This is a genomic window from Streptomyces sp. NPDC005402, assembly GCF_040606575.1.
Taxonomy (GTDB): domain Bacteria; phylum Actinomycetota; class Actinomycetes; order Streptomycetales; family Streptomycetaceae; genus Streptomyces.
In genome coordinates this window covers 69975-84931 of record NZ_JBEXFB010000024.1, presented here as the reverse complement: position 1 = coordinate 84931, position 14957 = coordinate 69975, and the positions used below count along the sequence as shown (strand labels likewise).

11 protein-coding genes and 2 pseudogenes are annotated in these 14957 nt (G+C 67.4%); 3 read left to right on the top strand and 10 right to left on the bottom strand.

Translation table 11 applies throughout. The features are described from left to right. Nucleotides 1-38: 38 nt before the first annotated feature. Nucleotides 39-2660 (bottom strand): carbohydrate-binding protein, encoded by a 2622-nt coding sequence (locus ABZT02_RS36055; RefSeq protein ID WP_356025315.1) that lies wholly within the window; start codon nucleotides 2658-2660, stop codon nucleotides 39-41. Between the two features lie 130 nt (nucleotides 2661-2790). Beyond that, complete coding sequence (locus ABZT02_RS36050) at nucleotides 2791-3870, bottom strand: LacI family DNA-binding transcriptional regulator (protein WP_356025313.1); 1080 nt, start codon at nucleotides 3868-3870, stop codon at nucleotides 2791-2793. Nucleotides 3871-4433: 563 nt separating this feature from the next. Between ABZT02_RS36050 and ABZT02_RS36045 the strand changes: the two genes are divergently transcribed. Further along, nucleotides 4434-4574: a hypothetical protein gene (locus tag ABZT02_RS36045; protein ID WP_356025413.1), complete on the top strand. Its 141-nt coding sequence runs from the start codon at nucleotides 4434-4436 to the stop codon at nucleotides 4572-4574. Nucleotides 4575-4712: 138 nt separating this feature from the next. On the opposite strand, the pseudogene ABZT02_RS36040 reads toward ABZT02_RS36045, so the two are convergent. The 8 genes and pseudogenes from ABZT02_RS36040 to ABZT02_RS36005 form a co-directional block, all read right to left on the bottom strand. After that, nucleotides 4713-4858, bottom strand: a pseudogene (locus tag ABZT02_RS36040) (IS630 family transposase); the annotation flags it as partial. Between the two features lie 128 nt (nucleotides 4859-4986). Further along, entirely contained in the window at nucleotides 4987-5994 is a 1008-nt protein-coding gene (locus tag ABZT02_RS36035) for a pectinesterase family protein (RefSeq protein ID WP_356025311.1), read from the bottom strand. A gap of 67 nt (nucleotides 5995-6061) precedes the next feature. Then, nucleotides 6062-6901, bottom strand: a complete 840-nt coding sequence (locus ABZT02_RS36030) for a rhamnogalacturonan acetylesterase (RefSeq protein ID WP_356025309.1) — start codon at nucleotides 6899-6901, stop codon at nucleotides 6062-6064. A gap of 410 nt (nucleotides 6902-7311) precedes the next feature. Further along, entirely contained in the window at nucleotides 7312-8334 is a 1023-nt protein-coding gene (locus ABZT02_RS36025; protein ID WP_356025307.1) for a rhamnogalacturonan acetylesterase, read from the bottom strand. Nucleotides 8335-8452: 118 nt separating this feature from the next. Then, nucleotides 8453-9478, bottom strand: a complete 1026-nt coding sequence (locus ABZT02_RS36020; protein ID WP_356025305.1) for a glycosyl hydrolase 53 family protein — start codon at nucleotides 9476-9478, stop codon at nucleotides 8453-8455. 323 nt (nucleotides 9479-9801) lie between these two features. Further along, a pseudogene (locus ABZT02_RS36015) lies at nucleotides 9802-10119 on the bottom strand (rhamnogalacturonan lyase); the annotation flags it as partial. Next, nucleotides 10098-10979 (bottom strand): alpha/beta hydrolase, encoded by an 882-nt coding sequence (locus tag ABZT02_RS36010; protein WP_356025303.1) that lies wholly within the window; start codon nucleotides 10977-10979, stop codon nucleotides 10098-10100. The gene ABZT02_RS36010 and the pseudogene ABZT02_RS36015, both read right to left, overlap by 22 nt. A 421-nt stretch (nucleotides 10980-11400) precedes the next feature. Then, nucleotides 11401-12942, bottom strand: a complete 1542-nt coding sequence (locus ABZT02_RS36005) for a family 43 glycosylhydrolase (RefSeq protein ID WP_356025301.1) — start codon at nucleotides 12940-12942, stop codon at nucleotides 11401-11403. A gap of 1182 nt (nucleotides 12943-14124) precedes the next feature. On the opposite strand from ABZT02_RS36005, the gene ABZT02_RS36000 reads away from it, so the two are divergent. Both ABZT02_RS36000 and ABZT02_RS35995 read left to right on the top strand, forming a co-directional pair. After that, a complete protein-coding gene (locus tag ABZT02_RS36000) occupies nucleotides 14125-14508 on the top strand; it encodes a hypothetical protein (protein ID WP_356025299.1) in 384 nt (127 codons plus the stop codon). 173 nt (nucleotides 14509-14681) lie between these two features. Then, nucleotides 14682-14804, top strand: coding sequence for a hypothetical protein (locus ABZT02_RS35995; protein WP_356025297.1), 123 nt, complete (start codon nucleotides 14682-14684; stop codon nucleotides 14802-14804). Nucleotides 14805-14957: the final 153 nt, after the last annotated feature.

Below are 14957 nucleotides of genomic sequence, written 5' to 3'. Positions count from 1 at the left end.
GGGGTGGGCGCGGTCCTGCACCCCTGGAAGTGGGGTCGTCAGCCGTTCACGGGGGCGACTTCGATGTAGTCGATGTCGGGCGCCCAGGCCGAGGGGTTGGAAAGCTTCAGGGTGTTGGTGCCGGAGTTGAGCGTGACGGTCGTGGCCAGCGTCCAGTAGTCGTGCCAGCTGTAAGTGTTGCGGAAAGCCAGGGTCTTGGCGGTGCTGCCGTTGGCCGAGAGCTGCGCGGTTCGGGACTCGACGTTGGTGTTGTAGTTGCCGGTGCCCGCGCGGTCGTTCTGGGCGTAGTGGACGACGACCGTATAGCGGCCCGCCGCCGGTGCGCTGACGTTGCCGAAGGTGAGCGTGTTGCCACTGCCGTTGCCTATCCAGCCGACGTTCTTGCCACCGGAGGCCCAGGTGTCGGACTGCACCATCGCCTGTCCCGCCCGGGTGCCGTTCTCGGCCTCGTACTTGGTGACGCCGGTGGTGTCACCCGAGCCGGCCACCTTCAGGTCCCGCAGGGTGACCGTGGCGCCGCTGTTCGGGCTGACCTTGATCCGGTTGATGCCGGCGACCAGGTAGAGACGGTTGCTCGTGGTGGTCGTGGCGCCGCTGGTGTTCGCCAGGGTGGCGACGGTGGTGCCGTTCAGCGCCAGGGCGGCCGTCCCGCCCGTGGAGGAGTAGTCGGTCTTCACGGTGTAGTAGCCGTCGGTGGGCGCGTTGGCGTCGAACGTGGTGCTGTCGCCGGAGTCCAGGACGACGGCGCCGGTCCCGCCCTCGCCCACGTTCCCGTACCACCAGCTGGGGCTGCCGCTAGTGTCGGCGAAGGTGGCCTCGTACAGCGTCTCCGGGTTGCTCTGCGCGGTCTCAAGGTCGATCTTGTCGAGGGTGACCTGTCCCTTGGAGGTGCCGAGGGTCGGGTCGGTGACGGCGAGGGAGACGGTGTGACTGCCGGCGCTGAGAGTGACCGGCACGGTGACGGTGGAGCGGTACTGCCAGTTCAGCGTGGACGGGTAGTTCACGAACCGGGGGTTGGCGCCGTCGATGCGCAGGACCTGCTGGGAGGGCGAGTCGTTCTGGTTGCCGTAGAAGATGCGCAGGTTGTAGGAGCCGGAGGACGGGACGCTGACGGTGAAGTCGACCTTGCTGGTGCTCTGCGAGAGGTAACCGACGTCCTTAGTGCCGGAAGTCGCATACTTCTGGGCCTCGTTGTAATTGGCGCCGTTGCCCTGGGTGACGATGGTGCCGCTGGTGATGACGGCGTTCTCGGCCTCGTAGGAGGCGCTCCACGGCACACTGGGCGTGGCAGCCGTGCCGCCGCCGTTCGGGGTGACCGTGATGCGGTAGGCGGACATGGCATTCAGGCGGGTCAGCGGCACGGTGATGGAGCCGTTCGACGGGGTGTAGGCGGCGCGGGAGATGGTCTGCGGTGGTTCGGCGGCACCGTCGTAACCACTCCAGTCCAGGGCCTGGACGGTGACCTCGACCTTGCTGCCGAAGGTGGCGGAAGGGATGTTGCTGATCACCACGTTGGTGTCGGTGGCCGACCCGCCGAGGATCACCTGGGCCTGCTTGCGGGTGGTGTCCAGCGAGGCCATGCCCTGGAGCGTGTCCTGGACGCTTGGCTGCGGCGGCGCCGTCCTGACGGTCTGCCCGGTCATCCCGGCGTACCAGTGCCAGAACCACCATCCGCCGTTGCCCGCGTTGGTGCGGACGGTGTTGCCGTCCATGTTGCCGGCCATGTCCCAGTAGGGCTGCTGGGCGTAGACCTTGGTGTCCTCGAACATCGTGGCCCACTGCACCATCTGTCCGGGCACCGACAGGTCGCGCCGGTTGGCGTACTCGTCGATGTTGATGGGGATCGGGCTGATGCCGCGGGCGTTCTCCAGGGACCGGTACGTGGCGTAGTGGCCGCGGTAGGAGGAGAGGGAGCCGGGCCCGAGTTCGTGCCAGGTGAAGACGTCCGGCAGTTGGTTCTTGGACTTGGCGTAGGTCAGGAAGTCGCCGAAGAACCTGCTGAGGTAGTTGGCGGTGTTGGGTCCGCCTATCTTCGCGCCGGGCAGGTCGCCGCGGATCCGGTCGTAGGCGGTGCTCCAGTCGGACTCGAACTTGGTGAGGGCGTTCTGGTAGGCGGTGGTGTCGCTGCTGCCGAGGCCGGTGTACCAGTTGCCATCGGGCTCGTTGAAGGGGACGAAGACGACCTTGCCGGCGTACGAGGTCCCCTTGATCGCGTTGACCGCGGCATCGACCTTGGTCAGGTAGTCGGTCATGCCGAGGTTCTGGTACGGCCAGTCGGAGTACTCGTCCTGGATGTTGGTGTACATCGTGCCGCCGCCGTTGCGGAAGAACGACGGAGCGACGTCCAGGATGTCCCCGTTGGGGTGCTGGGCGCCGTTGGGGGGCTTCTGCGATCCGGTGGTGAGCTTCAGCGGCGCCAGCAGGTTGTCGCTGGGGACGCCGTCGTCGCTCTGGCCGTAGAGCGCGCCGTTCGAGCCGCGCAGGACGCTGCCGGTGGTCGTACCGAGGTCGACAGTGAACGTCTGATCGGCGGCCTCGGCGGTCTCGGGCACGGCGAGGGCCGTGCCCACCAGGGCGGTGACGGCAAGCACTGCTCTGACCCAGGTCGCTCTTCTACGGCCGGGCCGGGCGGCGCCCGGGGTGCGGGTGACGAGGGCCATGAAAGCCTGGCTTTCCCCTCCCACGACGCGGCGGGAGGAAGGATCGGGGGATGTTACCGTTCACATTTCGCACAGCGGGTCGGGCGCTGCAGGCGTCGGCCGCCAAGGGCCGTGGGCCTGGGGACGACTGTCAGAGGAACCGGTGCGGCGCCGGGCCGGTGCTCTCCCGGACGATCAACTCCGGTTCGTCCCAGGCCGGTAACGTCGGTGCGTTGTCCGGGTCGAGCAAGCGGTGCAACATCCCGAAGGCGCCGCGCCCCAGCCCTTCGAAGTCCAGCCGTACGGTCGTCAGGGTGGGATGGGTGTACGCCGCGTACAGCGCGTCGTCGAAGCCCATGACACTGAGGTCGCCCGGCACGTCCCGGCCCGCCTCCCGGGCTGCCCGGAGCACACCGAGCGCCAGGTCGTCGTTGCCGCAGAGCACTGCGGTGACCTGCGGATCGGCGACCACACTCCGGGCGGCCAGATACCCGGACCGAGGGCTCCACCCGCCCTCCAGGAGCTCGGGGACGAAACGGTCGGCGCTCAGGAGCGCGTCCCTCCAGCCCACGGCACGCTGCCCGACGCGGGCCGTCGACGACGGGATGCTCAGGTAGTGGACGGTCCGGTGCCCGAGGCCGAGCAGGTACCTGGTGGCCTGGGCCGCAGCCGCACGGTCGTCCAGCCATGCCTCCGGCCTGCCGCCGGGGTGCTCCTGCTGCGGCCGCTCCACCACCGCGGCGGCCGGGAACTCGGCGGGCAACGCACGCCAGGCCCGTTCGCCGGCCGCGTCGAAGGCGATGACCAGGACCGGTTCCCCCGGTCGGGCGAGTCGGTCGACGACGTCGTCCGGCGTCAGGCGGGCCCGCTCGTCGAGGACGCTGACCGACACGGTGAAGTCCTCCGCCCGCGCCGCCTCCTCTATGCCCCGCAGCGCGAGGGCAGCCCCGTACAGGGTGGTGTCCGAGGTGAGGACGGTCACCGAACGCACCAGTCCCCCGGCCAGCGCCCGAGCCAGGCGGTTGGGCTTGTAGCCCAGGTCCTCGATGGCCCGGAGCACTCGGTCTCGTGTGTCCCTCTTGACCCTCGGGCTGCCGTTGACGACGCGGGAGACGGTCTGGTGGGAGACTCCGGCCGCCGTGGCGACATCACGGAGACTCACCGACCGGTGGCGTTCCGCACCGTCCCTGGACGGCTCCACGTCACGGCGAGACGGGGTTGCTTCCCTCATGCCGGTCGGCTCCTGCCAGCTGGTCGTCGGAGGCTACTCGTGCGCGGCTGCGGCTTGACCGCGGTGCTGGACTTCCCGTTCACGTGGTCCGCCGCCCTCCTGCGGACCGCCGGCCCAGCCAGGGGTCTGATTGAAGGCGTCCTGCCCGGACGTCGTACGACACGGCGAGGCCGTACTGCTTGACGTGGCGGAGAGGTATGTCTCCACTTCCGCTCGGATCCGGCCCGCCTCCGGTGCGCGCCGCAAGGCGCGTATGCCTGGGACACCGACTACGGCGATCCGCTGGCGAAGACGCGGCAGTAGAAATGTCAGCGGTCACATTTCGCTCCGTCGAGCGGCCCGTCCGAATTCGGAAGGAGCAACGGTCAGGAAACCAGGGGGACTGAAAACGCCGGACGAGACGCCGGCGTGCGGCTGCGCGGCTGTCCGCCAGCGGCGTGATCGAGTGTTACCGTTCACACTTTGGGCGTCAAGAGGTGTCACAAAGATCAATTACGGGTGACTACCGGCCGACAGGGATCGCCCTCAGGCGGACCTGACCGCCGGACAGGTCCTCCACCAAGGTGCCGGGTGTCTCATGGCCGTCTACGGACAAGACGTTCGGCGGCCGCCTCTACGTGGTCGACGCCAACTTCGGCGAGAGCTTCTCCAACATCGGCAATCCGGCCGCCGAGTTCAAGGCGGTGGCCATCCCGCTTCCGTGATCTCATCCAGTCCCTGACGGACGGTCGGCCCGGCCGCCCACCAGCGCCACCAACCGATGTGACAGTTCGGAGCGAAATCCCGACCTCGCCCTCGACGGCCCGTACCGGCTCAGCCCGGAAACCCGCCGACCTGCAGCTCTTGGGCCGATAGATCTGCCGTGAGCGCTCGACAGGCTTGTAGCAGGCCAAAGCGGCGATGGAGAAGCGCCGCCGAGAGCGTCCCCGCACTCGGATGACCGGGGTATGTCCGCGCCTGGCCAGGTACGGGCGGTGGGCGGCGTCATGAAGATGGACGCGATCTTCGACACCGCCCGGACAGCCGCCACCGTGCACGCCAACGCACGTGGCCATCGTCTCGTGAACGGAGAACGCAGGAGCGCGCGGAGTTGCGGGCCTGGCGAGCGGCGACGGACTACTGCACGGGGTTCCAGCCGTCGCTTCCGGCGAGGTACTTCTGCGCGGTGTAGTTCGCCGCGGTCGCGCTGCTCATCAGCGGACGGTCGCCGGTGCCGGCACCGGCTCCGGCACCGGTGTTGTTGTACTCACTGAACCGGCAGGTCTTCCAGGAGAAACCGCCCATGTCCTGCCAGGCACCGGCTTGACGGATGTGCGCCCCCAGCGTCGACTCACGCACCAGCACCTGACCGATCGCGTCGGCCGCGCCACCGGCATGCCAGCAGCGCCCCAGGGCGACGGTTCGCGGCGCGGCCGAACTCACCAGCGTCGACCTCGTGATCAGGATGCCGTACCGGTTGCTGGAGCTGGTGGCCGCGGCGGTGATGTAGCCGTTGTTGGCGCTGCCGCGGTCCAGAGAGCGGATGGTCGTGGAGTCGACGACCAGGGCACCATTTCCGTAGATGAAGTCGACGGCGCCTTCGATGTAACTCTTGTAGACGTACTGACGGACCTGCGAACTCCCCGTACCGCCCCAGGAGAGGAACGTGTCCTGGTAACCCAGCAGCCGTACGTTGCGATAGACCTGCCGGTCGCCGCCGGCATACAGAGCCAGTGCCTGACTGTCGTGCCGGTCGTAGGTGTTGGCGATGGTCACGCCGTTGACCGTGGTGTTCTTGGCCATGTTCAGTACAGTCGCGCTGCCCGAGGTGCCGGCGGTGGACGCGGGAGCGTTTCCCGTGATCACGACGTCGGTCGCGGTCCCGGTCATGCCCCGCAGGGTGAGGCCGGACTTGCCCGACGGAATGGATACCTGGCCACGGTAGGTGCCCGGCTTGATGTTGATGATCGCGCCGGAGGGAGCTGCCGCGATCGCGGCCTGGATGGTGGTGTAGCTTCCGGAGCCGTCGCTCGCCACCGTTATCGTGGTGGCGGCGTTCGCCGGGGTGGTCAGCCCAAGGGCGGCCAGCGGTAAGAGGGCCAGGGCGCAGGCCACGAGGGGCCGTGGTTTGCCGAGCGAGTGCATGTGTGACCTTTCGTCGATCTTCGGGGAAGTGGTCAGCGCGGTGAGCGGTTGGTGATCCTCGCTATGGTCAAGTCGTGGGCCACACGATCGAACTGGTGGGGATGTTGTCGGTCAGCCGCCGGAAATCGGCTGACGGCAGGACGCCCTGGTTGTGCAGGGCAGTGGCCACGAGTCGAGTGACCTCGATCGCGCCGAAGGCCTGGAAGTGTGTGTTGTCCTGGCTGCCGTCGGGATAGTTGGGGTACTGCCCAGCCTTGAGGATCATGAAGTACTTCTTCGTTCCCTCCACCCCTACGCGGTTCCACAGCGCGGTGCTGGACGCGGTCAGGTCGACCAGTGATACGCCTTTGGCCGCGGCGAGTTCGCGCATCGCTGCCGGATAGGCGGCATGCGACGGCCAGATGCGCCCCGCGCCGTCGAAGTGGCGCCGTTCCACGGACGTCACCAGGACGGGGATGGCACCCTTGGCCCGGCTCTTGTCGATGTACCGGGAGAGGTACTGCTTGTACGTCGTCGACGGCTCGGTGTAACGGCTTGGGTCGTCGATCTTCTCGTCGTTATGCCCGAACGAGATGAGGAGATAGTCACCGCGCTTGATCACAGCCAGAATGCGGTCGAGCAGGCCCAGATCGATGAAACTCTTGGAACTGGCGCCCGACTTGGCCATGTTCACCACCGAGGCGTCAGCGGTGAGGAACACCGGCAGCGCCTGGCCCCAGCCGGCCCGGGGAGCCAGCGAGGAAACGTAAGTGGAGGCCGTGGAGTCTCCCGCGACGTAGACGTGAACGGGGGTCGCCGCCGAGGCGCGCGCCGCAGCACCGCCCGGCAGAGCGATCGCCAGGATGGCTGCGGCACCGGTCGCTGCGGCGCGTAGGACGAACCGTCGGCTCGCCGGCTGTTGCCCCAACGGGCGTCTGGAGAAGGGCATGTTCCACCTTTCGGAAGAAGGACTGTCGGAGGTGTCTGCGGGAGGGATGACACGAGCAGCAGGTCTGCGCTCATGAACCGGGACATGGGGCTGCCGCTGCCGGGCGACTTGACCGGCAGCCTGGCCCCGCACGGCGCGGCGTCTGGTGCCGCCACCTGTGAGATCCGGTTGGCCTGGTCACAGGCACCTCGCCGGCGGCCTACCCAACCGCACGCCAGGTTCAGCAGCGGGCCAGGGAAACTAACCGGGAGTAATCCCGGCAGGACGCCCCGGTCAGACCCAACAACCTGTGCGACACTGTCCAGCTCGAAATCCGCGCGCACGCCGACTGCTGGGCCGCGGCCCTCAACCCGCCGCTGCTCTCACGGACGGGCGCCGCCGAGCGTCGGTCAGCGCAGGTACGCGGCCAGGGGCAGACGCTGCTCCCGGATGCTCTGGAGCACCAGACCGCCGATCCGCGTCGCACCGTACTGCGAGAAGTGGGTGTTGTCCGTGACGCCGTCGACGGAGGAGCGGAGGTAGAGCTGTGCGGAGGCGGACGGGCCGAGGGACTCGACCAGCGTCTTGCTCCTGGCGGTCAGGTCGATCACCGGCACGTTCTGTGCCGCGCCGACTGCGCGCATCTCGGCGGGCAGGTTCACACCGACCCCGTTGATGTGCAGGGCCGTGGGCGTGAGCCGGTTGCCGTTGAACAGCCGGCGGACCGGCGGGGTGACCAGGACCGGGACGCCGCCCTTCGCACGGACCCGCGTGATCATGGAGGTGAGGTTGCTCCGGAAAGCGGACGCTGTGGTCTGCTTGTCGTTGTGGCCGAACTGGATGAAGACCGCGTCGTTCGCCCTGACCTTCGCCAGCAGGGCCGGGAAGAGCGCCGAGTTGGACAGGAAGCTGCCCGAACTCTCCCCTGAGTCGGCGTAGTTGGCGACGGCGGCGCCGGGACCCACCGCAGTCGTGATCATCTGGCCCCATCCGGTGTACGGGGCGGCCGGCTGGTCGCACACGGTCGAGTCACCGGCCAGGTAGGCGACCAGCGGCTGGGTCGCCGGCCTCACCGAGACGGCCGGCACCTGCGGGTTGGATCCTGCGAACCGGATGTCCAGACCCGGGTTTCCGGTGCCTCCCTGACCGGTCGGCTGTCCTTCCGGCTGCCGCACATTGACCGTGAACGAGTACGTGGCGACGGCACCGGCCGCCGTCGTGGTCGCCGGAAGCATCAGGCGCCGGGCCTCCACCCACATCTCGGTCTGCCCGGCGGAGGCGGCGCCCCCGATGGAGACCGTCACGTCGTAGTTGCCGGGTGAGACCGCGTAGTGACACTTGATCGGCGAGGTGCCTGAACAGCCGGCCGGCACAGCCCGCGTGGCCGCATAGGCATGCGCCGCACCGGTGCCGACCAGCGTCGCAAGGGTCAAAAGACCCGCTGCTCCCAGTCTGACCCCGTACCGTTCCGGGCCGAATGTCATACGCATTTCAATCACCAGTTCCAATCCTTGACCGGGTGATGCCCGAGTTGAGGTTCACGGTCGACGCTCAGGCCTGGGTGAAGCCGCTCATGATGCCGGTGGGCCGTTGCGTGGAGGAGTCCCAGGCGCCGTTGCCGTAGCCGGTGAACGGGGACATGCACTCCGGCTCCCAATAGAAGATGCCCTGTCCACCGTTGGCCTTCAGGGCCTTGATGTACGCGACCAGCGCGGCCTGAGTGGAGGAGGCTCTGTCCACCCGTCCGCCGAACTCGGTCTGCATGAAGGGCTTGCCGTAGGCGGCGGAGATCTTCTTCATGTTCGCCACGATCCCGGGGGCGAGGCTGGCGCTGCCGTAGGAGGAGAACACCGACATGTCCCACTTGCCGCCGCCCGCGGCGTAGCGGCTGAAAAACGTCGTCATCGAGTCGTACTTCTGCGGCTGGGCCAGGTGGATGCACACCGTCGAGGCCGGCGACACCGCCTTGACCTGGGTGTAGGCGGTGTTGAACAGCCCGGTCATCTGCGCCGGGTTGGAGACGCTGCCGACGGGGCGGCAGATCCCGCTGTTGGTCTCGTTGCCGATCTGCACCCAGGTGGGCAGCACGTCGTTGCTCTTCATGACCGTCATGCTCTGGTTCACGTACGTACTCATCGCGGTGAGCATCCGGCTGTAGCTCATGCCCCTCCACGCGGCCGGAGGGTTCTGCACGCCGACGGAGTTCCAGGTGTCGCCGAACATGTAGTCGAGCATGATCGACATTCCTGCGGCCTTGACCCGTTTGGCGAAGGCGGCGACCTCGTTGATGCCGCAGTGCCCGTCGGTCGGGCTGCTGGAGGGATTGACAAACGTGCGCAACCGCACGGCGGTGATTCCGTACCCCTTGAGGATCGTCAGCAGGTCCTGCTTCTGACCGCTCGCGTTCTTCCAGGAGAAGCCGCGCGCCTCCATCTGCGGCGCCCAGCTGACGTCGACGCCCTTCACGAAAGGCGCTGCGGCGGCGTTGGCCGGCGTCTCGAGTTCGGCGAACGCGGCGGCGGTGGCAATCGCACCGGCCGTCGCGGAGGTGGCCTTGAGCAGAGTACGGCGGCTCATCGAACCAGAGCCGGATGACTGGCTCGGAGACATGGTCGCTCCTCTCCACCCGACGACCGCACGTGAGTCGTGGCGGCCGACGGGCGGTTGATAGTGGGTTGGGTTGGGGGTGCGTGTTTCGAGGGCTTGGTGCAGGTGAGCGGGGCGGTGGGTCGCCGTGGGACGTGTTTCGCGCCGATAGGGCGGAGCTGCTCCTCTGAGGGGCCGTCCATACGACGGCCGCAGCGGGTCTCACTGCGAACCGCCCTGCCCCGCACCTGGTCGGCCGCCCATGCGGTGCAGCACGGTCGGCCACACGGCGGGGTTCAGGGGTGTAGACGGTTGGCCTTGGTGCCGTTGTTTGAGTGGACCCCGGATCCGGTCAGCGGGCGAGTGTCGTTGGACGTGCCGTACTTGTCGATGTGGGTGCCGCCGAGGAGTTCGCGCACCGTGTCGCCGTGCCGCCGGCTGACGAAGTTCGTGCTGGACGGCTCCCGGCCCGGGGAGGCGCCGGCGGTCGAGCGCGGGGTGGTGTCGGAGGCGGACCATGAGTCGGCGCCCGGGCTGCCGGCGTAGACCACCGGATGCAGCCGGAAGCCCGAGACCTGATACTGTGCGCTGGCGGTGAGCGGTTTAACCCTCAGCCGAGGACGGACTCCCACTTGGTCTTGGGCCCGGCCGCGTCGACAGGGAGGCGGTCCCGTGCGGCGGTGTCGCTGTACATGGTCCAGCGCGCCCAGTCGACGACGGTGTTCGGGAAGCGCTTGTCGCTCCAGAAGCTGGTGTGGGTGCCGCCGACGAAGGTGAGGAACGCCTTGGGCCAGGTGATCTCCTTGTACGCCTGCCGGGCAGAGGAGTACTGCGTGGTCGAGTCCCGGTCGCCGTGGACGAACAGGACCTTGGCGGAGACCGAACGGGACGGGTTGCCCATGTCGGTGCAGGACTGCGGGTTGGCGGAGATGATCCGGCTGTCGGGCCAGGAGGTCAGCAGACCGTGGGTGACCATGCCGCCCAGGGAGTGGCCGGAGACGCCGACGCCGATGCCGGTGTTGATGTGCCCGGCCAGCGGTCCGCTCGCGTTGAGCGCAAGGGTGTTGGTGAGGATCTGCGAGACGTCCTTGGAGGTGTTGCCGTTGTTGACGTCGTTGAAGTTGTGGTTGAAGTGCGGGGCGGGGACGATGAAGCCGGCCGAGGCCAGGGCCCGGATGATGAACAGGGAGTTCTGCGGGCTGCTTCCGTAGCCGTGGGTGAAGTTGTAGATGGGGAAGACCCCGCCTGCGACCGGGGCATCCGTCACCGGGCTGCCGCCGGGGGTGCCGGTGGCCGGGTAGTAGACGTAGGTGGTGCACGGGCGGCTGCCGCGGGTCCAGTTGTACCGGCGCACGCCAACCGCATACGGCGTGGTCGGCGCGCCCTGCGGCCTGACGAGGGCGCCTGCCTGCCCGGTGCCGAGCAGGGACGCGCCCACGCCGGCGACTCCGGCCGCGCTCAGGGTCAGGAAAGTACGCCGTTGCATGCTCATGGATGACTCCTGTGTGAGTGGGGGGATTGCTCGGAGGGGGAATGTGAGCCTGGTTCTTGGGTGAGCACCCGTCGCGCTTGAGGCAGTCCGTCACGACGTCGTTCGCCAACGCGCTCGCCGGTCCAGGCGCGACCGCAACGGTCGAACCGACCTGCCGTGACACACACATGGAGATGCCTCGCCCGCCACATGTCTGTGAACGCTCCCATGCCAGTCGAATAACAGAACCGGACCTTGTGCGGTTGGCCGGCGGTTGGCTCACCCCTGCGGTGTCAGCCGCTCGTCCTCGGTCAACACCAGCGGATTCAGCCTGCTGTCGCCTATTTCCTCCAGCAGACCGCAGCCGACAGCTGCCGTGACCGACCGGGCCGGACCGAGACGAACCACGCCTCACCTGGCGAGACGCGAACTCAGGACCAGATCACTGGCCGGTTTGCACCAGTTCGAAGTCGTCGACGTTCACCCAGTTGCCCGGATTCGCGTCGGAGGCCACGCCGACCTGGATCGACCCGTTGGTCACGGTGATGCCGGAGATGCCGACCTTCGTCCAGGTGCCTATCGCCTGGTTTACCGCGCGGTCCATTTCGCCGGCGCCGAAGTTCTTGGCGAAGATGTTCGCCGCCTTCTGCCCGCCGCTGCTCTTGACCCAGGCCGAGAGCGTGTACGTGCCGTTCGGGACCGTGATGTTCTGGTACATGGTGACCTTGTAGGCGGAGGCGTAGGACTGCGCAATCGCCCAGCGTCCGGTGTGTCCGCCGAGGTGGTTGCTGTTCGGATCGCTGCTGATGTTCGACGAGTTCGTCCAGCCGGCCAGCTTCTGCTGGGAGACCCGGTCGGCCTCGACGCTCGGGTTCAGAACGTGGTTGTTGCCGCTGCCGACGGACCATGTACCCGCGGCGGCGTCGACGTTCCACTGGTTCAGTGAATGGAAGGCCGGCGTCGTCCCGTCGAAGGTGACCGGAACCCACTGGTTGTAGCCGATGCCGTTGCCGGCGAAGTCGCTCCAGCGGTCGCCTCCGAACATGACGAACGATCCCGATGAACCGCTCACCTCGAACGCCAGGCCCGTCTGCGTCACATGTGAGAAGTCGGCGTCCGTGCCCTGGAGAACGAACTCCGAAGAATATCCGCTGCTTATCTTCGACGACTTGATGCAGTAGGTGTGGGACGCGTTCCAGCCGTGCAGATCGGAGGAGCAGAAGTAGTACGTCCCGGCATGCTTGAACATGATGTTGCCTTCACGCCCGCCCGATGAACTGCTGTAGATCCGTGTGGCGTTGTCGACGTGCAGGTAGTCGGAGGAGCGCAGCGGGGCGACGTACAGGTTCGAGCGGCCGCTCTTGTTGCTGAAGATCAGGTAGGCCCGTCCGTCGTCATCGGTGAAGACCGACTGGTCGCCGGACATGCCGGTGCTGACGTTGCCGATGCTCGACTGCGTGCCGGCGCGGCTGAAGTGGCCCGCCGGAGTGCTGCTCGTGCCGAACACGAGCCCGCTGTTGAGCTGGGAGACCAGCACGTACTTGCCGGTGTTGGGGTTGTGCGCGACACCCACCCGGCCGACCCAGGATGATCCGCCGATGTCCGAGGAGGTCATCGCGTTTCCCTCGAACTTCCAGTGCACCAGGTCGGTGGAGGAGTAACAGGTGATGGCGTTGAACGACGTGTTGCCGTTCTTCCCGCCGGCGGGGTTGTTGTAGTAGCTGACGGCTCCGTTGTACTTCACGCCGTACCAGTAGTACGTGTTGCCGACTTTCAGCACGCCTCCGCCCTGGGAATAGATCGGGTTCCCGGAGGTGTCCTTCCAGAAGACGTCGTTCTGCAGCACCGGGGCGGCAGCGGCCGATGCTTTCCGGGGCAGAGGGGCCGCGGCTCTCGCGTCGGCGAAGTCGCCGAAGAAGGCCAAGGCGACCGCGCAGAAGAACAGCAGTGCAGCGATCGCCCATCGGGGAAGTTTTTCCAGCATTTCACATCCTCCGCTTCGGTTGCTCTCCAGGCTGTTCGGTCGAGGTTCCGAGATGGTGGGCGGTACCGGTCTGGTTCTCGAAGGCCCCGATGTCCGGCAGGCGGTTGTGGACTGTGGCCCCCCGTGTAGTCGACACCGCCGTTGTCGGTCACGCTGACGCCCGTGTCGATGGCTGGCGAGCCCGCCTCGGCACCGGTCTCTCCGGCCACCCGTCACCTACTGCCGACGGACGTGCCGAGGATGATGCGGTGATCCGGTCGTCACAGGTGATCCGTGGTCGCAGACGTCGAGTTGAGTGCGGACCGGTGTGCAGTCGACTGTCGTGTCGCGGTGCTGGACTCATGTCGTGCCAGCTTCATGTGCCGGCGCGTCAGCGTCGTCGCGATCCGCACGCCGGCGGGGTCGAGAGCGAACAGGTTCTCCACCTGCCGCGTCGCGCAGCGCGCGCCCAACGCGACACCGTGCGTGAACGCCCGCGTGAATCAGGCACGATGACCTCCGATGTGGGGGCGAGTGGACGCGGCACCCGAGGTGAGAGGTGATCGTTCACTCTGGAGGCGTGGGAGCGTTCCCACGTCGGTGAGAGTAGGAAAGCTCCGACACGTCGTCAAGGATTTTGTCCGACTCTGCTGTTCAGTCATGTTCGAACGCGACAACTCACGACACCCGGCAGACCAGCGCCCCACCATCATCCCGTGCTCCTGCGAAGTGCATCTGACCTGCACCTCCCTCTCCTGATCGTAGCCAGTCAGGCCCCTTGCCACCGCGCTACGCCAGCAGCTCTCAAGCAATGCGCGACCCGCCAATCCGCCAGATCCCGTTGACAGGTACGCGTCCTGCCGGGAAGCTGCGTGACACATCCCACGCTCATCGACGCCTAGGGCTCTGCCCCACCGTCAGGTCCGATCTGTGAACGAACACAGACCTGGGTGGGCTGAATCTGCGCCGCTGACCGTCCAGCCTTCACAGACCGGCACCCGTGCCCGCGCCCGGAGAACCCATGAAGAGCCTTCGGATCCTTCTCACGACCACGATGGTGGTCGCCTTGTCGGCATTCGGCATCCGCGGTGCCTCAGCGGCCGGCAGCGCCGCGAAACACTGTTCCGGTACCGCCCTGCGGCGGCACCGGCGGGGTGGGCGCCTGTCCGGCCGATCACCGTGTGGCTGGCCGGTGACTCCACCATGGCCAATCCCAGTAGCCGTTGCCCCGTCGGCTGGGGCAGCCAGTTCGACGCCCTGTTCAACAGCGAAGTCGTCGTCAAGAACCGGGCCGTCGGCGGTCGCAGCATCCAGACCTGGTTGTACGAGTCGAACGTGAGCAACACCAAGGGCCCCGACGGCGAGTGCCGGCTCAGGTCCGACGCGTACTCGTCGCGCCGGCAGTCAATGCTGAACGCCACCACCGGGATGAAGCCCGGCGACTACCTCTTCATCCAGTTCGGCATCAACGACACCGCCTCGGCCTGCCCGCAGCACGTCGGCAGGCCCCGCTTCCAAGTGCTGATGACCATGATCGCGCAGGCCGCCCTGGCCCGGGCGCGCACCTCATCCTGCTCACCTCGGTAGCCGCCATCACCTGCTCCGGCGGTACGGCCACCAAGAACCGGGCCTTCGTCCCCCAGACGTTCGCGGCCGGAACAGCCACCGAAGCACCCGTCGTCGACCTCGAGACACTGAGCGTCTGGCTCGACAACAGCCTGCGCTTCTGCCCGAACAACGGTGACTACGGAACAGGCCCGTTGGGCGCGTTCTTCTGCAACGACCACACCCACTTCGAAACCTACTGCGCTCAGCGTATCGCCCGCCTTGTCGCCGACGACATACGCCGCAAGGACCTCCCGCTCGCCACCTACCTCAGGTAGCCACGCCCTGACGGCAGCGGCCCCCACTGAGCCGGACCGGACTCCGGACGTTCCGGTCCCCGCTGACCAACTGCCCGCCGACCGCGCAACCGCGCGCGATCGGCGGGCTGGAAGGACCCGATGTGCCTTCTCCATCCCCCTCGTCAGGTTCCG